At 61.0% G+C, this 18,701-nt stretch carries 17 protein-coding genes; 9 read left to right on the forward strand and 8 right to left on the reverse strand.

Annotated features, from left to right (window positions below):
• The first annotated feature begins 40 nt into the window (after positions 1–40).
• The 5 genes from epd to fba all read left to right on the forward strand — a co-directional run bounded on the left by epd (position 41) and on the right by fba (position 4,294).
• Positions 41–1,126 (forward strand): erythrose-4-phosphate dehydrogenase, encoded by a 1,086-nt coding sequence (gene epd / locus BW992_RS09140; protein ID WP_076406043.1) that lies wholly within the window; start codon positions 41–43, stop codon positions 1,124–1,126.
• A 24-nt stretch (positions 1,127–1,150) separates the two neighbouring features.
• On the forward strand, positions 1,151–2,314 hold the full coding sequence (locus BW992_RS09145; protein ID WP_072390051.1) for a phosphoglycerate kinase: 1,164 nt from the start codon (positions 1,151–1,153) through the stop codon (positions 2,312–2,314).
• A gap of 31 nt (positions 2,315–2,345) precedes the next feature.
• Positions 2,346–2,567 (forward strand): hypothetical protein, encoded by a 222-nt coding sequence (locus tag BW992_RS09150; RefSeq protein WP_072390048.1) that lies wholly within the window; start codon positions 2,346–2,348, stop codon positions 2,565–2,567.
• 57 nt (positions 2,568–2,624) lie between these two features.
• Positions 2,625–2,957 carry an MliC family protein gene (locus BW992_RS09155; protein WP_072390045.1) on the forward strand — a complete coding sequence of 111 codons (333 nt, stop codon included), beginning with the start codon at positions 2,625–2,627 and terminating at the stop codon, positions 2,955–2,957.
• A 272-nt stretch (positions 2,958–3,229) separates the two neighbouring features.
• The gene (fba, locus tag BW992_RS09160) at positions 3,230–4,294 is read left to right on the forward strand and encodes a class II fructose-bisphosphate aldolase (protein ID WP_053156043.1); all 1,065 of its coding nucleotides are present in this window, start codon (positions 3,230–3,232) and stop codon (positions 4,292–4,294) included.
• 54 nt (positions 4,295–4,348) lie between these two features.
• Here fba and BW992_RS09165 read toward each other — a convergent pair whose 3' ends face one another.
• The 3 genes from BW992_RS09165 to BW992_RS09180 all read right to left on the reverse strand — a co-directional run bounded on the left by BW992_RS09165 (position 4,349) and on the right by BW992_RS09180 (position 6,855).
• Positions 4,349–4,618, reverse strand: a complete 270-nt coding sequence (locus tag BW992_RS09165; RefSeq protein ID WP_072390042.1) for an I78 family peptidase inhibitor — start codon at positions 4,616–4,618, stop codon at positions 4,349–4,351.
• Between the two features lie 648 nt (positions 4,619–5,266).
• On the reverse strand, positions 5,267–5,935 hold the full coding sequence (locus BW992_RS09175; protein WP_072390039.1) for a polysaccharide lyase family 7 protein: 669 nt from the start codon (positions 5,933–5,935) through the stop codon (positions 5,267–5,269).
• A gap of 251 nt (positions 5,936–6,186) precedes the next feature.
• Entirely contained in the window at positions 6,187–6,855 is a 669-nt protein-coding gene (locus BW992_RS09180) for a polysaccharide lyase family 7 protein (protein WP_072390036.1), read from the reverse strand.
• Between the two features lie 318 nt (positions 6,856–7,173).
• On the opposite strand from BW992_RS09180, the gene BW992_RS09185 reads away from it, so the two are divergent.
• The 3 genes from BW992_RS09185 to BW992_RS09195 are packed head-to-tail and all read left to right on the forward strand — an operon-like array spanning position 7,174 to position 10,143.
• Positions 7,174–9,297, forward strand: a complete 2,124-nt coding sequence (locus BW992_RS09185; RefSeq protein WP_072390033.1) for a putative bifunctional diguanylate cyclase/phosphodiesterase — start codon at positions 7,174–7,176, stop codon at positions 9,295–9,297.
• A gap of 41 nt (positions 9,298–9,338) precedes the next feature.
• Positions 9,339–9,842: a M48 family metallopeptidase gene (locus tag BW992_RS09190; RefSeq protein WP_072390030.1), complete on the forward strand. Its 504-nt coding sequence runs from the start codon at positions 9,339–9,341 to the stop codon at positions 9,840–9,842.
• Between the two features lie 4 nt (positions 9,843–9,846).
• Positions 9,847–10,143 carry a winged helix-turn-helix domain-containing protein gene (locus BW992_RS09195; RefSeq protein WP_072390027.1) on the forward strand — a complete coding sequence of 99 codons (297 nt, stop codon included), beginning with the start codon at positions 9,847–9,849 and terminating at the stop codon, positions 10,141–10,143.
• Between the two features lie 113 nt (positions 10,144–10,256).
• Here the strand turns inward: BW992_RS09195 and BW992_RS09200 are convergent, their stop codons facing one another.
• Positions 10,257–10,712, reverse strand: a complete 456-nt coding sequence (locus tag BW992_RS09200; protein WP_072390024.1) for a GNAT family N-acetyltransferase — start codon at positions 10,710–10,712, stop codon at positions 10,257–10,259.
• A gap of 256 nt (positions 10,713–10,968) precedes the next feature.
• Here BW992_RS09200 and BW992_RS09205 point away from each other — a divergent pair, with 256 nt between their 5' ends.
• On the forward strand, positions 10,969–11,706 hold the full coding sequence (locus BW992_RS09205) for a substrate-binding periplasmic protein (RefSeq protein WP_076406046.1): 738 nt from the start codon (positions 10,969–10,971) through the stop codon (positions 11,704–11,706).
• 109 nt (positions 11,707–11,815) lie between these two features.
• On the opposite strand, the gene yccS is transcribed toward BW992_RS09205, so the two are convergent.
• The 4 genes from yccS to mdtD form a co-directional block, all read right to left on the reverse strand.
• On the reverse strand, positions 11,816–13,999 hold the full coding sequence (yccS, locus tag BW992_RS09210; protein ID WP_076406048.1) for a YccS family putative transporter: 2,184 nt from the start codon (positions 13,997–13,999) through the stop codon (positions 11,816–11,818).
• 229 nt (positions 14,000–14,228) lie between these two features.
• Positions 14,229–15,407, reverse strand: coding sequence for an NAD(P)/FAD-dependent oxidoreductase (locus BW992_RS09215; RefSeq protein WP_072390013.1), 1,179 nt, complete (start codon positions 15,405–15,407; stop codon positions 14,229–14,231).
• Positions 15,408–15,558: 151 nt separating this feature from the next.
• The gene (dbpA, locus tag BW992_RS09220) at positions 15,559–16,896 is read right to left on the reverse strand and encodes an ATP-dependent RNA helicase DbpA (RefSeq protein WP_231991124.1); all 1,338 of its coding nucleotides are present in this window, start codon (positions 16,894–16,896) and stop codon (positions 15,559–15,561) included.
• Positions 16,897–17,175: 279 nt separating this feature from the next.
• Positions 17,176–18,603 (reverse strand): multidrug transporter subunit MdtD, encoded by a 1,428-nt coding sequence (gene mdtD / locus BW992_RS09225; RefSeq protein ID WP_072390010.1) that lies wholly within the window; start codon positions 18,601–18,603, stop codon positions 17,176–17,178.
• Positions 18,604–18,701 lie beyond the last annotated feature (98 nt).

Below are 18,701 nucleotides of genomic sequence, written 5' to 3' on the forward strand. Positions count from 1 at the left end.
CGACACTGCCTCAATGGATTCAACCAGGTCAGAGAACCCCATGCCCCAACCGCGTCCCTACAGAGTTGCACTCAACGGCTACGGCCGGATTGGTCGTTGCGTCTTGCGTGCGTTGTTCGAGCGAGGAGCCAAGGCCGGGTTCGAGATTGTGGCCATCAACGATCTGGCCGACATGGCCAGCATCGAATACCTGACACGCTTTGACTCCACCCACGGCCGGTTTCCCGGCGAAGTGCGGGTCGAGGGCGATTGTCTGCATATTAACGGCGACTGCGTGAAGGTCTTGCGCAGTGCCACCCCCGAAGGCATCGATTGGGCGTCCCTGGATGTCGATCTGGTGCTCGAGTGCTCTGGCGCCTACCACACCCGCGAAGACGGCCAGCGTTTTCTCGCTGCCGGCGCGCCACGGGTGTTGTTCTCCCAGCCGATGGCCAGTGAAGCGGACGTGGACGCCACCATCGTCTACGGCGTGAACCAGGATTGCCTGACCGGCGAAGAGCTGCTGGTGTCCAACGCGTCCTGCACCACCAACTGCGGCGTGCCGCTGTTGCGCTTGCTGGACCAGGCCATCGGCCTGGAATACGTGTCGATCACCACCATCCACTCGGCGATGAACGATCAGCCGGTGATCGACGCCTATCACCATGAAGACTTGCGCCGCACCCGGTCGGCGTTCCAGTCGGTGATTCCGGTGTCCACTGGTCTGGCGAGAGGCATCGAACGGCTGCTGCCGGAACTTGCGGGACGAATTCAGGCCAAAGCCGTGCGGGTGCCGACGGTCAACGTGTCCTGCCTCGATATGACGATGCAGACCGTGAGCGATACCGACGCCACCGAGGTCAACCGGATCCTGCGCGAAGCCGCCACCAGCGGCCCGCTCAAAGGCTTGCTGGCCTATACCGAGTTGCCTCATGCCAGTTGTGACTTTAACCATGATCCTCATTCGGCCATCGTCGACGCCAGCCAGACCCGCGTTTCCGGGCCTCGGCTTGTGAACATCCTGGCCTGGTTCGACAACGAATGGGGATTTGCCAACCGAATGCTGGACGTTGCCGGGCACTACCTGCAGGCGGCGACTTCGCTTTCTGATTCCCAGCGTTCTGTTTCAAAAAAACCTGCTCTCTAAACAGTTATCCAGGAATTGCGACCCATGACCGTGTTGAAGATGTCCGACCTCGATCTGCAAGGTAAGCGCGTACTGATCCGCGAAGACCTCAACGTCCCCGTCAAGGACGGTGTCGTCACCAGCGACGCGCGCATCCTGGCTTCGCTGCCGACCATCAAGCTGGCCCTGGAAAAAGGCGCGGCCGTGATGGTCTGCTCGCATTTGGGCCGTCCAACCGAGGGCGAGTTCTCGGCCGAGAACAGCCTCAAGCCAGTGGCCGACTACCTGAGCCGCGCCCTTGGCCGTGAAGTGCCGCTGGTGGCCGACTACCTGGGTGGCGTGGACGTAAAGGCCGGCGACGTCGTGCTGTTCGAGAACGTGCGCTTCAACAAGGGCGAGAAGAAGAACGCCGACGAGCTGGCGCAGCAATATGCCGCCCTGTGCGACGTGTTCGTGATGGACGCCTTCGGTACCGCGCACCGTGCCGAGGGTTCGACCCATGGCGTGGCGAAGTTCGCCAAGATCGCGGCGGCGGGCCCATTGCTGGCCGCCGAACTGGATGCGCTGGGCAAGGCCCTGGGCGCTCCCGCCAAGCCGATGGCCGCCATCGTGGCCGGTTCCAAGGTCTCCACCAAGCTCGACGTGCTGAACAGCCTGAGCCAGATCTGCGATCAGTTGATCGTCGGCGGTGGTATCGCCAATACCTTCCTGGCGGCCGCCGGTCATCCGGTCGGCAAATCCCTTTACGAGCCGGACCTGCTGGATACCGCCCGTGAAATCGCCGCCAAGGTCAGCGTGCCGCTGCCGGTGGACGTCGTGGTCGCCAAGGAATTCGCCGAAAGCGCCAAGGCCACCGTCAAGGCGATCGCCGACGTGGCTGAAGACGACATGATCCTGGACATCGGTCCGCAGACCGCGGCCAATTTCGCCGAGCTGTTGAAGGCTTCCCAGACTATCCTGTGGAACGGCCCGGTGGGCGTGTTCGAATTCGATCAGTTTGGCAACGGCACCAAGGTCCTGGCCCAGGCTATCGCCGAAAGCCCGGCGTTCTCCATCGCAGGTGGCGGCGATACCCTGGCGGCCATCGACAAGTACCGCGTGGCTGACCGGATTTCCTACATTTCGACCGGTGGCGGTGCGTTCCTCGAATTCGTCGAGGGCAAGGTGCTGCCGGCGGTGGAAATCCTCGAAAGCCGGGCCAAGGCCTGAGGTTAGGTTGACCGGGCAAAGGAGTGTTCTGATGGTCAAGACGTGGGCGCTTTTGTTTTCGACCGTGGCCCTGGCCGCTTGCGGGAGTCAACCGCAGGCTACGTCGGAGCCGGCTCCCCGTGAGCCGGAGCCAGGCTGCTACCAGGCGGAATGGCAGGCGGAAACCAACCCGGTGCTGAACAAGCGCTCCGGGCCGGACGGTCTGGACAAATACGAAACGCAAACCCCGGCCAAGGAACATGGCTGTCCTTGACGGGTCTGACCCTTTAACTCATGGCTGGCGGCCTGTGCCGTCAGTCGAGGAACACGGATGAAAGGCTTTATCGCCATCATGGCGTTGGCATTGCTGGCCGGTTGCGCGCAGTTGAACCTGTTGCATTCGTCCGAACCGGTGGCGGGTTGGACGACCTGGACTTGCGACAGCGAGGCCAAGGTCATCTGGCGCTATACCGACGATACCCGCAATGCTGTCGAGGTGCGCCTCGGCGGCGCCGAGCAGGTGTATCGCCTGAAGCAGGAACCGGGTGCGTCGGGTGCGCTGTACAGTGACGACATGCTGGCGTTCCATATCAAGGGTGAGGAAGGCCTGGCGTATTGGGTCGCCACCAATGATCTGATCGGACGCGGTTGCAAGGCCCAGTAATACGATTGAACCGACCACGAAAATCCAAATGTGGGAGCGGATCCAGCGTGGGAGCGAGCTTGCTCGCGATAGCGGTGTATCAGGTAACAGTAATGTTGAATGTACCCTCATCGCGAGCAAGCTCGCTCCCACAGGGATCGCGTCAGTATTTGGGTTTGGCGATACCGAACACGCAGGCCGGGGACAACCCCCGACCCGCAATGACTTGAATAGCCGCCGCCGCTCCGGCAGGCTGGCACGATTAACGACCCTCGACCGGGAGAGACACACAAATGGCACTTATCAGCATGCGTCAGATGCTGGACCACGCAGCCGAGTTCGGCTATGGCGTTCCAGCCTTTAACGTCAACAACCTTGAGCAGATGCGCGCCATCATGGAAGCCGCTGACAAGACTGACTCTCCGGTGATCGTCCAGGCTTCGGCCGGTGCTCGTAAATACGCCGGCGCCCCGTTCCTGCGCCACCTGATCCTGGCGGCGATCGAAGAATTCCCGCACATCCCGGTGTGCATGCACCAGGACCACGGCACCAGCCCGGACGTCTGCCAGCGCTCCATCCAGCTGGGCTTCAGCTCGGTCATGATGGACGGTTCCCTGGGCGAAGACGGCAAGACCCCGACCGACTACGAATACAACGTGCGCGTCACCCAGCAGACCGTGGCCATGGCCCACGCTTGCGGCGTTTCCGTGGAAGGCGAACTGGGTTGCCTGGGCTCGCTGGAAACCGGCATGGCCGGCGAAGAAGACGGCATCGGCGCCGAAGGCGTGCTGGACCACAGCCAGATGCTGACCGACCCCGAAGAAGCCGCCGATTTCGTCAAGAAAACCCAGGTCGATGCCCTGGCCATCGCCATCGGCACCAGCCACGGCGCCTACAAGTTCACCAAGCCGCCTACCGGTGACGTGTTGGCGATCGACCGCATCAAGGAAATCCACAAGCGCATCCCCAACACCCACCTGGTGATGCACGGTTCGTCCTCGGTGCCTCAGGAATGGCTGGCGATCATCAACCAGTACGGCGGCGACATCAAGGAAACCTACGGCGTGCCGGTTGAAGAGATCGTCGAAGGCATCAAGCACGGCGTGCGCAAGGTCAACATCGACACCGACCTGCGCCTGGCCTCCACCGGTGCCATGCGCCGCCTGATGGCAACCAATCCGAGCGAATTCGACCCACGCAAATTCCTCGGCGCCACCGTCACCGCCATGCGTGACGTGTGCATCGCCCGTTACGAAGCGTTCGGCACCGCCGGCAATGCTTCGAAGATCAAGCCGATCTCCCTGGAAGGCATGTACCAGCGTTACCTGAAGGGTGAGTTGAACGCCAAGGTCAATTGAGGCTTCAGTGGTGAGAAAACCCGCAGTGATGCGGGTTTTTTTATGATTGCTGGCTTAGCTGCAGGTAAAGCCTTTGATCTTGCCTTCCTGATCCACCGTGATGCTGAGACGATTCTTGTTTAAATCCTTGGTAAAAAAGATGCCACCTGGAGTGGTGCTTCTTACAGCATCTGCCCCGGCTTTGGCTTTGGCGTCATTCTCTGTGCTGGAATCGAATGTCTTGCCGACAAGATCCTTGACCAGCGTTTCATCGCAAGCGGCTTGGGCATGAGCGGCGGTGCTGAGCAGCAAGGCCGATACCAGGTTGAATAATCTGTGGCTCATGGTAGCTAAACTCCTTTTTATGGGGGCCTCCATCGAAGGAATGCTCCAGGCGTTATATGGTCTGTACGACGCGATAGTCATGCTGCGTTGAACAACATGACCTCGGTTTTCGATGACTTTCCGTACAAATCTAAGCTACTGCGCCCAGTTGTTTGAAACTACTGTCATAGATAACAGTTTTTTATGGGGATTTGGGCTTTGCGTCTGTGGTACCCGCCCGGGTGATTACAGCATTAGGAGGGGCGTGCCCTCTGGCTACTGTAGGAAATGACAGTTTTTATAACTTTTAAGATGGATTGATTCTTCTTGTTCCCCATTTGCAGCGTATCGCCGCTCCAGCTTTACTTCGGACGTTAATCCTAGCCCGTTAACCACGTTGGCCGAACGCAGGCTTTGTGCAGTGGGCATCCTGCCATGGATGATGGGATAGCTGCGCTGGGCCATGGATGGCCCTTCGCAGCGGGTCCTCGGAGCAAGGCCGGAGTGAGGGCGCACCGAGCCTGGGCGAGGTGCCGAGTGGTGGGACAAAAGCGCTTTGGTTGCTTTCGCGCTTTTCGAAAGTGACCCGCTGTAAGAACGGAACCGTCAGCAGCCCCGTTATCGCGGCAATGGACGTACACACGGTACCTGTCTATCGAAAGCACCCGATCAAGTGTTGTGATCGATATCCAGCTTGCTGAACGTCACTTTTCCGCCTTCGCTGGTATAGCCCGTGTTGTCCTGCACGTAGACACCGGCCTTGAAATACAACGGTTTGACGCGCCAGGCGCCGCCGACGGTGGTGTACCAGCTATACCCGGCGGCGGTGATGCCCAGGTCGCCGGTGCGGTCGAGGTGCAATCGGTAGGAAAAGGACCGATCGAGGGCTATGCCCGTGGCAATGGTGATGACCCGGCCCTCGTCGTCATCGGGGCGCATGCGCACCTTGGCGACAATATTTCCGGTTTTGCTGTCGTCCTTGTATTGGTATTCCAGCTTCACCATGGGCTTGTTGCTGTCCTTGGCGTGGATCTGGCCAATCACGACCTTGCCGCTGCTGGGGACCTGGTTGACGGCCAGCGTCGCGCTCAATTTATTGTCGGCCTCGGGGAACAGCCAGTTGCGCAAGGTGCCGTCTCTATAGGTCTCTCGCAATTCGCTGCGCGGATAGACGGCATTTTCAGTCTTGGTGCCGGTGACGGGCGACCAGAAATACACCGTGCTGCCTTCGGAGTTGAAGTACTTATTCTGGAACCCATCCACCAGCCGTGGTGTTTCGATGGTTTTCGGCGGGCTGCCTTCGGGAATGCTCAAGTTCCAGGTTGCAAGATCGACCATGTGCGGATCCCTCTACAGAGTAAAAAAGTTGCAAGACCTAGCCGAAGCCTCTAATTCGAGCTTTTCAGATGACTGGATGATGCGCGGGGTGACTTTTTCCTGTCCGTCAGAGTGGCCCTGGCCGATTTTGTGCCCGAGAAGCATGACCGTTGGTCGGCCAGGCTGAAAATTTTTTGAACGATGGCCCTATGGCATCTGTCGCTTGGTCGCCTCGCACAGGCAGCGTTCCCTGCTGCTGTGCCCCGTGAAAGTCAGATGTTGTGTTGGATTTCCAGCAGGCTGAACGTCACTTTTCCGCCTTCGGTGGTGTAGCCGGTGTTGTCCTGGACATACGCGCCGGCCTTGAAATACAGCGGTTTGACTTTCCAGCTCGGGTCGATGGTGGTTCGCCAGCTATAGCCCGCTGCGCTGATCCCCAGTGCACCCTTCGGGCTGAGGTGAATCTGGTAGGAAAAGTTGCGGTCGAGCTTTACGCCCGTGGCAATGGTGATGACCTGGCCTGTTTCGTCGTCGGGACGCATGCGTACCTTGGCGACGATGTTGCCCGTGGAGCTGTAGGTCTTGTACTGGTATTCCAGCTTGACCATGGGGCTGTTGCTGTCCTTGGTATGGATCTGGCCAATCACGATCTTGCCGGTGCTGGGCACCTGGTTGACGGCCAGGGTCGCGCGCAGCTTGTTATCCGCCGCCGAGTACAGCCAGTTGCGCAAGGTGCCATCGCTGTAGGTTTCCCGCAGTTCGCTGCGCGGGTAGATCGCGTTGGCGGTCGTGCTGCCGGTGACCGGAGCCCAGAAGAACGCAACACCGGTTTCGGCGTTGAAGTACTGGTCCTTGAACCCTTGCGCCAGGCGTGGGGTTTCGATGGTGATTGCTGGGCTACCTTCGGGGATGCTCAGGTTCCAGGTGTTAAGGTCAATCATGTTCAGATCCTGTCGTTAAAAAAAATGTGCACGCCACCGCGAAGGCTCTAACCCGCGCGTTCGGGGCGCCCTGATAACACCGGAATGAGCTTTTTGTGGTTTGTTCGGCGGATGTTTGACGTCAATAGTGCGTCGCTGAGGTCTATTGCAGTTTCTGTGCCTGAGGCGGGTGACCGTTAGTCGGCTATTTCGGGCTTTGTCAGGATGATGGCGTGATGACAGCTACTGCTTTTCATAAACCCGGTCTAGAGTGAGATCACAGTAATTTGTCCGTTTTGCTACTGAAAACGGACATGGCGCCCCGATAAGAGAAGCAGCATGGAATGCGTGCAACCTACGCTTGGTGAAGAGAACTCTGTCCTTCTGGTTGTTGATGATTACCCTGAAAACCTGATCAGCATGCGTGCATTGTTGCAGCGTCAGGATTGGCAGGTCATGACCGCGTCCTCGGGTGTCGAGGCCCTTAATCTGCTGCTTGAACACGACATCGATCTGGTGCTGCTGGATGTGCAGATGCCGGACATGGACGGGTTCGAGGTGGCGCGCCTGATGCGTGGCAGCCAGCGTACGCGGCTTACGCCGATTATCTTCCTGACCGCCAACGAGCAGTCCCAGGATGCGGTGATCAAGGGTTACGCCAGTGGCGCCGTGGACTACCTGTTCAAACCCTTCGACCCACAGATCCTCAAGCCCAAGGTTCACGCCTTGCTGGAGCACCAGCGCAATCGACGGGCCTTGCAGCGCCTGAGCCAGGACCTGGAGGCGGCCCGGGCATTCAACGCCTCGGTGCTGGATAACGCCGCGGAAGGTATCCTGGTGGTGGATGAAGACGGCTGCATTCGCTTCGTCAATCCGTCGGCCTGTCGCCTGCTCAATGCCACCGCCGAGCAATTGCAGGGCACGCCGTTCCTGGACTATCTGCAGAAGCCGCACATTCCCCAGTGGGCCGATTCCGACATCCACGTCGCTTATTGCCGAGGCCAGACCTGGCGCCTGCACGATGCGGTATTGCGTACGGCTCCCGGCCAGCAGGTGTCGGTGGCGTTGTCCTGCGCACCGTTGCCTTCGGAGCAGAAAGCCATGGTGGTGACTCTCCAGGACATGTCGGTGGTCCGCCACTTGCACCAGCAACTCGAATTCCAGGCCGTCACGGACCCGTTGACCGGTCTGCTCAACCGCAGAGGGTTCTATCAGACCGCCGAGAACCTGCTGATGCGCAGCGAGCGCCTGGAGAGCAACTGGGTGCTGTTATACCTGGATCTCGATGGCTTCAAGCGCGTCAACGATTCCCTGGGCCACGATGCCGGTGACCGGGTGCTGCGCTGGGTGTCGGAACAGTTGAAGGCGTGCCTGCGGCCGTTCGACATCCTGGCGCGGCTCGGTGGCGATGAGTTCACGGCCTTGCTGGATCTGGAGCACCCGGAGCAGGCCGCCAAGATTGCCGAGAAGCTCATCGAGCGTGTCTCGATCTGCCAGCAGATCGAAGGCATGGATGTGACCCTGGGAGCCAGCATCGGTATCGCGACGTACCCGGACTGCGGTGCCAACCTGGATGGCCTGTTGCGGGCTTCCGACATCGCCATGTACGAGGCCAAGCGTGCCGGTCGCCAGCAATACCGTTTCTATGATCATGAAATGAACGGGCGCGCCCGGTCCCGGCTGATGCTCGAGGAAAGCGTGCGTTCGGCCATCGAGAACCGTGACTTCAATATGGTCTACCAGCCCCAGGTCAGCATCGGCGATGGACGTATCCGCGGCTTCGAGGCGCTGTTGCGCTGGCAGCACCCGAGCGTCGGCGATGTTCCGCCGGGCCTGTTCCTGCCGTTGCTGGAGGAGGCGCGACTGATCAGCCGGCTGGGCAGCTGGATCTACCATCGCAGCGCGGCCCAGCGCAAAGTCTGGGAGCGGCTGTTCGCCGACGACCTGGTGCTGGGAGTGAGCCTGAGCAGCACCCAGTTCGGCATGCCGAACCTGGTGACCGAGTTGCGCCAGGTGCTGGAGCGCCATGCCTTGAAACCCCGACAACTGGAAGTCGAGGTGACCGAAGACGCGCTGATGCGCAACCCTGACGAAACCAACAAGCAATTGCGCCTGCTGCGTCATCTCGGCGTGCGGGTGGCGCTGGATGACTTCGGTTCGGGCCCCTGCTCGTTGACCCACCTGCGCGACCTCGAACTCGATACGCTCAAGCTGGATCGGCACCTGATCGCCCGATTACCGGACTCACCCCGGGATGCGGCCCTGGCTGCCTCGGTGATCGACCTGTGCTCGCAGTTGGGCTTGCGGGTGATCGCCGAAGGCGTGGAAACCGTGGAACAATATCGCTGGCTGCAAGCCCACGGCTGTGAATATGTGCAGGGCTTCCTCGTAGCGCGGCCCTTGATGGCCGAAGACACCGACGTCTTCGCCAAACCGTTCGACTGGAGCGCGGTGCAGGCTTGAATTCGCTACACTGACGGCCTTTTTCGACTGTCTTGCCACCGATGATTTCGCTCAAATACCTCCAGGCCTACCCCGCGGCCCTGCAAGCCCAGGTGCAGCAATTGATTGCCCAGGATCGCCTGGGGGATTACCTGCACCAGCGCTATCCCGGCCGGCATCAGATCCAGAGCGACAAGGCCCTTTACGGCTACGCGCTGGACCTCAAGCAGCAATATCTGCGTAATGCGCCGGCCATCGACAAGGTGCTGTTCGACAATCGCCTGGATCTCACCCACCGTGCCCTCGGGCTGCACACTACGGTGTCCCGCGTGCAAGGCAGCAAGCTCAAGGCCAGGAAGGAAATCCGCATCGCTTCGCTGTTCAAGGAGGCGGCGCCCCAATTCCTGAAAATGATCGTGGTGCACGAACTGGCTCATTTCAAGGAGTCCGACCACAACAAGGCGTTCTACCAGCTCTGTGAATACATGTTGCCGGGTTACCATCAGTTGGAGTTCGACTTGCGGGTATACCTGACCTGGCGCGACCTGCAATCAGCCAAGGAATGACCGGATGGACGTCAGCAAGACCAAAAGCAGTTTCTATCGCCGCCTGTATGTGGCCTACCTGATCGATAGTGGGGTGGCCAGCAACATTCCGGCGCTCACCGACGCCACCGGCATGCCGCGACGCACGGCCCAGGACACCGTCGCAGCGCTGGCGGACCTGGACATCGTGTGTGAGTTCGAACAGGAGAAGGGCGCCCGCAACCATGCCGGGCATTATCGGATCCGTGATTGGGGGGCGATTGATCGGCGCTGGATCGAGGCGAACCTGCAGCGGATCAAGGCGGTGCTCGAGTATCCCTGATGGTGGTGTGATGTCTTGGGCTGGCCCTATCGCGAGCAAGCCCTTCACATTGATCTTCAGACGCACGATCGAGGTACAACGTAGCCCCCCCCGTGGGCTTGCTCGCGAAGAGGTCAGCAGGGACGATGCATCCCGATGTGTGGAATACCATCCTCCAGATACTCCACGCCCACCACTTCAAACCCGTACCGTCCGTAATACCCCTGCAAATGCGCCTGGGCCGATAATGAGATCGGGATGCCGGGCCAGTGTTTCTCGGCGTGTCTGAGGCCCTGTTCCATCAGTTGATGGCCCAACCCCCTGCCCCGTGATTCTGGCGCGATCACTACGCGTCCGATCACCACGTCGCTGTTCTGCGAGTGGGGGTCGAGCAAGCGCAGGTAGGCCACCAGGTGGTTTTCCTGCCAAGCCATCAAATGACAGGTGTCGCCTGCCAGGTCCAGGCCGTCAACGTCCGGATAGGCGCAATTCTGCTCGACCACGAACACGTCGGCGCGCAGTTTCAAGATGGCGTACAGCTGTTCCTTGCTCAGGTCACTGTGGTGTTTGCAGACCCAATCGATATCCATTTTTTTGAATTTCCTGAAGAAGCCGATGCCGATATTAAGCGCCCTTTCTTCGGAAGTCGCTTATCGGCGCGACCGAAAAAACTGTGACAAAGGCCAAAATGCCATCATTCATTTATCACGGCGTTGTCGCCTTTATGTAATCTTTTGGCAAGGCCTGCGCAGCGGCTTCAATGAGCTAATGTTAGGACGCAGGTTGCTGACTGTTCCTGAGTTTCGGCTAAAAACACGGGCTTTGCACCCTTCAAGGATGTCTGGCATGCCGCGATTGCATCAAGCTCTTGTTTTGATCGGGTTGCTGTGGGTGGGCCAGGACGCCTTTGGGCAGAAACTGCGCCTGGTCGGCGATGGCTGGCCCCCCTTTACCGATTCCACGCTGGTCAATGGAGGACTGGCGACCGACATTGTCAGCACCGCGCTGGCGCGTGCCGGCTATGCCAGTGAGTTCGAGCAGGTGCCCTGGGCCCGGGCGATGCTGGGCATCAGCGAGGGTCGTTATGACGTGCTGGTCAACGCCTGGTACAGCGAGGAACGCACCCATATCGGCCGGTTCTCGGCCGAATACCTGGTTAACCGGGTGCGCTTTCTCAAGCGCAAGGACGCTGCGGTCCAGTTCGACACGCTGCAACAGCTCTACGCCTATCCCATCGCCGTGGTTCGTGGTTATGCCTACTCGAAGGCGTTCGACGAGGACTCGCAGATGCAGAAAGTCCCCGTGCACAACTTCGCGATGGCGGTGCGCATGCTGGCGGCCGACCGTGTGAAGCTGACCCTGGAAGACGAATATGTCGCCCGTTATTACCTGGCCCACGAATCCGCCAAGGTGCGTAACGCTGTCGAGTTCCTGCCCAAGCCACTGAGCGAGAACAGCCTGCATATCCTGGTCAGCCTGAAGAACCCGAACTATGAGCAGATCGTGGCGGGGTTCGATCGGGAGATCGCGGCGATGAAGGCGGATGGCAGTTACGCGCGGCTATTGAAGCAACATGGCATGTAGTGACGGGCTACTGATGGCTTGTCCCAAGCAGGCTCGCTCCCGCATCTGGAATGCATACCGTTGCAGGAGCGAGCTTGCTCGCGATGAGGACGCTCAGACACCGTATGCCTCAAGCCTCGTCAGTTTCCTTGATCAGATGCGCCGCCAGGGTCCGCAGAGGGCCCAACTGACGACAGATCAGGCCCAGTTGGGTTTGTACCAGCCGCTGGCCTTCATCGATTTCATCGGGCATCTGCTCCAGCTCATTGGCCAGGGCTTCTTCCTCGTCGCTCTGGACCACGATCGGGGTTTTGCTCGCCAGGCCTTGGGCGATTTCATCGATGCTGGTCGCCAGCTTCGCTCCCGCTCCGTCGATCAACTGTTCGCGTACCTGCGCCGGCAGTTCGGTTCCCCGATGGGCGCCCAGGCCGGACAGATAGCTGAGCAAGGTGTGCGAGAGCACCAGGAAGCGGAACCCGACATCGGCTTCCTTACGAAAGTGCCCCGGCTCCATCAGCATGTTGGCCAGTGTGGTGGACAGCGCGGCATCGGCGTTATGGGCATTGCGGCGGGCCAGGCGATAGGCCAGGTCGTCCCGTTTGCCGGCGGCGTATTGCTGCATGATCTGGCGCAGGTAGATGCTGTTGCAGGTCAGCGTGTTGGCCAGCACCTTGTTCAGCCGGCGGCCCTGCCAGTCCGGCAGGAACAGGAACACCGCAAGTCCGGCGATCAGGCTGCCGAGCAGGGTATCGAACAGCCGCGGCAGCAGCAGGCCATAGCCGTCGCCCACCTGGTTGAAGCAGAACAGCACCATGATCGTGATCGCGGCTGTCGCCAGGGTGTAGCGGGTGGTGCGGTTGGTGAAGAACACCACCCCGGCGGCAATGGCGAAGCACGATTGCACCAGCGGGTTGGGGAACAGATCGAACAGTGCCCAGGCCACGATCAGGCCAATGGCGGTGCCGATGATCCGCTGGCCGAGCTTGCGTCGGGTGGCGCCATAGTTGGGCTGGCAGACGAACAACGTGGTGAGGATGATCCAATAGCCTTGTGACGGGTGGATCAGATGCACCATGGCGTAGCCGACGCTCAACGCCAGGGGCAGGCGCAGGGCGTGCCGGAACAGCAGCGAAGTGGGCGTGAGCTGGGTGCGCAGGCGCAGCCAGACGTCCTTGAGGCTGCGTGGCGAGCGATCCAGCAGGCTGCTGTCGGTGGCGTCGGCCAGGGCGTCGGGGTTGCTGGCATCGCTGAGCAGGCGATCCATGGTGCCCAGGTTCGCTGCCAGTGCCCGCAACGAACGCAGCAGGCCACGCCAGGCCGGGTTGCTCTGGATTCGCAGGTGTTCCAGGGAGGCGTGCAGATCGTCGAGGGCTTCGGCAAAGGTATCGTCGTAGATGAACGGCTGGCGCATCTGGATCGATTCGGCAAGGGCCTGGCAAGCCTTGCCTTGCTGGCGCAACAGGCGCTGGCAGCGGAACAGCACGTCACTGTGGAAGAAGGCTTCGGCCAACGCGTTGTAGGGGTAGTGGGACGAACTGGCGCGTTCGTGGATGTCCTGGGCGAGGAAGTACAGCTTCAGGTAGCGGCTGACCTTCGAACCCGGTCGACCATTGCCCACGCGGTGCAGGATGATCTCCTTGGCCGAGTTGAGCGCGGCCACCACACGGCCGTTCTGCTGCGCCAGTTCCAGGCGCCGGGCTTCCACGTCCAGTTGCCGGATCGGTTCGAGCAGCGACGACTTGAGCTTCAGGTAACGCCCCAGTTCGCGAAACAGCCGCGCCAGGCTCTGCTGCACCGGCTGGTTGGAAAAGAGCATGTGCCACAGCACCGAGAGCATGCCGTACCACGCCGCACCCGCCACCAGCAGCAAGGGCTCATGCCAGAAGTCGTTGACCGCGCCGCCGCGCTGGTCCACGCCGATCATGGTGTAGACCGAAAGAATCAGGGTGGCCGAGGCGATCGCGCCATAGCGCTCGCCCAGGGCGCCGAGCATGGTCAGGCCGAAGCTCGCCAGGGCCAGGGCGACGACGAACAGCACGGGATAGGGAAACAGCAGCTCCACCGATAATGCGGCGACGCTGAAGCAGACCAGAGTAACGGCCAGTGCGTTGAGGCGGCCCTGCCAGTTGTCGTCGGTCTCGGCCAGGGCACTGGCGATGATGCCCAGGAACAAGGGAATCAGCAGGGCCATTTCGTCCAGGTACCAGCACAGCGTCATGCTGCCGGTCAGGGCGATGAATACCCGCACGCTATAACTGAATTTATCCAACGCCCAAAGGCGACGCAGAGACTGACGGAACGAGGTCGATGACATGAAATGCACGGGCCTGACGGGCAATGACACTAAATTGAGGCAGTAATGACGCCGACGCAATGGCGGCGATCACATCTGACAGCAAAAAGTGTTCCGGGAGCCATCACCAGCCGCTGTGGGAGCGAGCTTGCTCGCGATGGCGGCAGTCCTGTCACATCGATGTCGACTGAACCGCCACGATGGCGAGCAAGCTCGCTCCACAGGGTTAGCGCGTTCAAATCGTGTCGGATCAGACGTACTGCGCGGCGGCGTACCCCGAAGCCCAGGCCCACTGGAAGTTGAATCCGCCCAGATGACCGGTGACGTCCAGTACTTCGCCAATGAAATACAGCCCCGGGCTTTTCAGCGACTCCATGGTCTTGGACGAAACCTCCCGGGTGTCGACGCCGCCCAGGGTGACTTCGGCGGTGCGATAGCCCTCGGTGCCGGCCGGGACGACATTCCAGCTCGCCAGTTTCTCGGCAATGTCCGCCAGCTCCGCATGGGTGTATTGCTTCATGGGTTTGGAGACGAACCAGGTGTCGGCCAGCAGGTTGGCCATTTTCTTGGTGAACAACTCACCCAGCAGGGTTTTCAACTCACTGTTGGGGCGTTCGGCCTGTTGCTGTTGCAGCCATTGCGGCACGTCATGGTCGGGCAGCAGGTTGATCTGCACCGTGTCCCCCGGTTCCCAGAACGACGAGATCTGCAGGATCGCCGGACCGCTGAGGCCGCGATGGGTAAACAGGATGTTCTCGCGAAAGCTCTGGTCGTTGCAGCTCACCAGGCAGTCCACCGACGTCCCCGACAGCTCGGTGCACAGCGCCTTGAGCTGATCGGTGATGGTGAACGGCACCAGTCCGGCGCGGGTCGGCAGCAGTTGGTGGCCGAACTGCTTGGCCACCTGGTAACCGAAACCTGTGGCTCCCAGGGTCGGGATCGACAATCCGCCGGTGGCGATCACCAGGGATTGACAGGCGATGGCGCCGAGCGTGGTTTGCAGCAGGTAGCCGCCGTCGGTTTTTTCGATCTGGGTGATGGACGTATCCAGGTGAAGGCTGACGCCGGCCTGGTCGCATTCGTCCAGGAGCATGCCGAGGATGTCGCTGGACTTGTTATCGCAGAACAGCTGGCCGAGTTTTTTCTCGTGATAGGGCACACCGTGCTTGGCCACCAGGGCGATGAAATCCCACTGGGTGTAGCGCGCCAGGGCTGATTTGCAGAAATGCGGGTTCTGTGAGAGAAAATTGCCCGGCTCGGTGTACATGTTGGTGAAATTGCAGCGCCCGCCGCCGGACATGAGGATTTTCTTCCCGGCCTTGTTGGCATGGTCCAGCAACGTGACCTGCCGCCCGCGTCCAGCGGCGGTCAGCGCGCACATCAAGCCCGCGGCGCCAGCGCCAATGATCACGACTTCGGTAGAGCGCAAAACGGTGTCCTCTCAACTTTCTCGCATACTGAATGTGGGAGCGAGCTTGCTCGCGATGGCGGCGTGTCAGGCAGCATCAATGCCGCTGATCCACCGCTATCGCGAGCAAGCTCGCTCCCACAGTTTGATCTGTGTCGGGTTGCAGATCGCTTTACAGGATCCGCACCCGCAACGAGCGCCCCTTGATCTTGCCGCTGTTCAAGCGCTGCAGCGCCTGTTTGGCGATACCGCGCTCCACGGCCACGTAGGCCTGGAAATCGAAGATCGCGATCTTGCCGACCTGGGTGCCGGGAATGCCGGCTTCGCCGGTCAGCGCGCCTAGGATGTCACCGGGACGGACCTTGTCCTTGCGCCCGGCAGCGATGCACAGGGTGCTCATGGCCGGCAGCAGCGGACCGCCACCCTGGGGCTTGAGGTTATCCAGTTGATCCCAGTTCAACGGTGACTTCTGCAGTTGCTCGATGGCCTGGGCGCGGTGCGCTTCGGACGGCGCCACCAGGCTGATGGCGATGCCTTTCTCACCGGCGCGACCTGTGCGACCGACGCGGTGGATGTGGATTTCCGAGTCCCGGGCCAGCTCGACGTTGATCACCATGTCCAGGGCGTCGATGTCCAGGCCACGGGCCGCCACGTCGGTGGCCACCAGCACCGAGGTGCTGCGGTTGGCGAACATCGCGAGCACCTGGTCGCGGTCGCGCTGTTCCAGGTCGCCGTGCAGGCCGACGGCCGAGATACCCTTGGCGGCGAGGTGATCGACGGTTTCCTGGACCTGCTGCTTGGTGAAACAGAACGCCACGCAGGAGGCCGGGCGGAAATGCGCCAGCACCTTGACCACCGCTTCCATGCGCTCTTCGGGAGCGATTTCGTAGAAACGTTGCTCGATCTGCGCATCGGAATGCAGCGCCTCGGCTTTCACCTGCTGCGGGTTGCGCATGAACTTGGACGACAGCTGCTTGATACCTGCCGGATAGGTGGCGGAGAACAGCAGCGTCTGGCGGCGTTCCGGGGTCTGCTGGATGATGTCTTCGATGGCATCGTAGAAACCCATGTCCAGCATGCGGTCGGCTTCGTCGAGGATCAGGGTGTTGAGGCCATCGAGTACCAGCGAGCCCTTGCGCAGGTGCTGCTGGATGCGCCCGGGCGTGCCGACGATGATGTGGGCGCCGTGTTCGAGGGAGGCGATCTGCGGGCCGAAGGACACGCCGCCACACAGGGTCAGGACCTTGATGTTGTCTTCGGCGCGGGCCAGGCGGCGGATTTCCTTGGCCACCTGGTCGGCCAGCTCGCGGGTCGGGCACATCACCAGCGCCTGGCAACCGAAGAAGCGCGGGTTGATCGGGTTCAGCAGGCCGATGCCGAAGGCGGCGGTCTTGCCACTGCCGGTCTTGGCCTGGGCGATCAGGTCCATGCCCTTGAGGATCACCGGCAAGCTTTGCGCCTGGATCGGCGTCATCTGGGCATAACCGAGTGATTCGAGGTTAGCCAGCATGGCGGCGGACAGCGGCAAAGTATCAAAAGCGGTGGCGATGGTGGTCACGGGACAGGCCTGCAAAACAAAATGTCGCGCAGTGTAGCAGCCTCGTGCCACTTTCTTCGAAAGTTCTGGACGAGCGTGGATTTCTCAGGGCGATCACAACGGTGCTGATTGTTCGTTGCAAGGGATTTACCTGTAGAAAGGGACTTATCTGTAGCGAGGGATTCATGTGCGGCGAGGGGATTGATCTGTGGCGAGGGGATGAGTCCCCTCGCCACAGGGAGGGGCACGGCTTCAGTGCTCGATATGCTCATCATGACGTTTCTGCCGCCGCCCGTCCTGCTTGGACAGTTGGGAAAAAATCGTCGCCGCCAGCATCGCCATGATGCCCACCGTCAGGAATGTCAGCTGGAACGCGCCCAATACCGTGTCTACCCCGTCGTTACCGATCTGGGCCGTGAAGCCGCCAAGCAGGGCGCCGGCGCAGGCCACGCCCAGGCTCAGGGAGAGTTGCGCCACCACCGACAACAGGCTGTTGCCGCTGCTGGCGCTGGCGTCGTCCAGGTCGATCAGGGTCACGGTGTTCATGGCTGTGAACTGCAGCGAGTTGATCGCTCCCAGCACCGCCAGTTGCGCCAGCAGCAACCAGTACGGGGTCTGCTCGCTGACCAGCCCCATGCTCGCCAGCATCACGCCCAGGGCCACGGTATTGCCAGTCAGGACGATGCGGTAGCCCAGGCGCTCGATCAGTGGCCGGGCCACGGATTTGGCGACCATGGCCGCCGCCGCCAGGGGCAGCATGCTCATCCCGGCCTGGGACGGTGAGTAACCCAGGGCCACTTGCAGCAGCAACGGCACCAGGAACGGCAGGGCACCGCTGCCCAGGCGCGCGAACAGGTTGCCGAGAATACCCACGGCAAACGTCCGGGTCTTGAACAGCGATGGCGGGAACAGCGCGTTCTCCACATGCCCGGCCCGCAGCCAATAGGCCGCCAGGCAGGCCATGCCGCCGAACAGCAACAGCATCACCCGCAGGTGCGGCAGGTGCAGTTCACCCAGGCCTTCCATGGCGATGGTGATCAGCACCATCGCCGCGCCGAACAGCAGGAACCCCAGGCTGTCGAACCGGGTGCGCTCGCTGCCCCGCAGGTCCGGTATGAATTTCCATACCGCATAACAACCCATCACCCCCACCGGCAGGTTGATGATGAAGATCCAGTGCCAGGACAGGTATTCCACCATCCAGCCGCCCATGGTCGGGCCGATCAGCGGGCCAAGCAGGCCGGGAATGGTGATGAAGCCCATGATCCGCACCAGTTCCGAGCGCGGGTAGGCCCGCAACACTACCAGCCTGCCTACCGGGAGCATCAAGGCGCCGCCCAGGCCCTGGATGACCCGCGCACCGATCAGCATGTTCAACGAGTTGGACAGGGCACACAGCAATGAGCCGAAGCTGAACAGCAGGATGGCACCAAAGAAGATTTTCTTGGTGCCGAAGCGGTCGGCGATCCAGCCGGAGGCCGGAATCAACAGCGCCACGGTGAGCATGTAGGCGATGATCACGCCTTGCATGCGCAACGGGTTTTCCGCCAGGTCGCTGGCCATGGCGGGCAGGGCGGTATTGAGGATGGTCCCGTCCAGGGACTGCATGAAGAAGGCGATGGCCACCACCCATGGAAGCCAGCGGGCGGTGACGGCATCGAGCGGGGCGCGGTTGGGCATGGGACCTCTTGTATGAAGTATTGAAACGGGCGAACACAGCGCCTGTGGCGAGGGGATGAATCCCTGGCCACAGAATAATTCTCCTCACCAATGGCCTG

It is taken from the genome of Pseudomonas sp. 7SR1 (assembly GCF_900156465.1).
In the GTDB taxonomy this organism is placed as follows: domain Bacteria; phylum Pseudomonadota; class Gammaproteobacteria; order Pseudomonadales; family Pseudomonadaceae; genus Aquipseudomonas.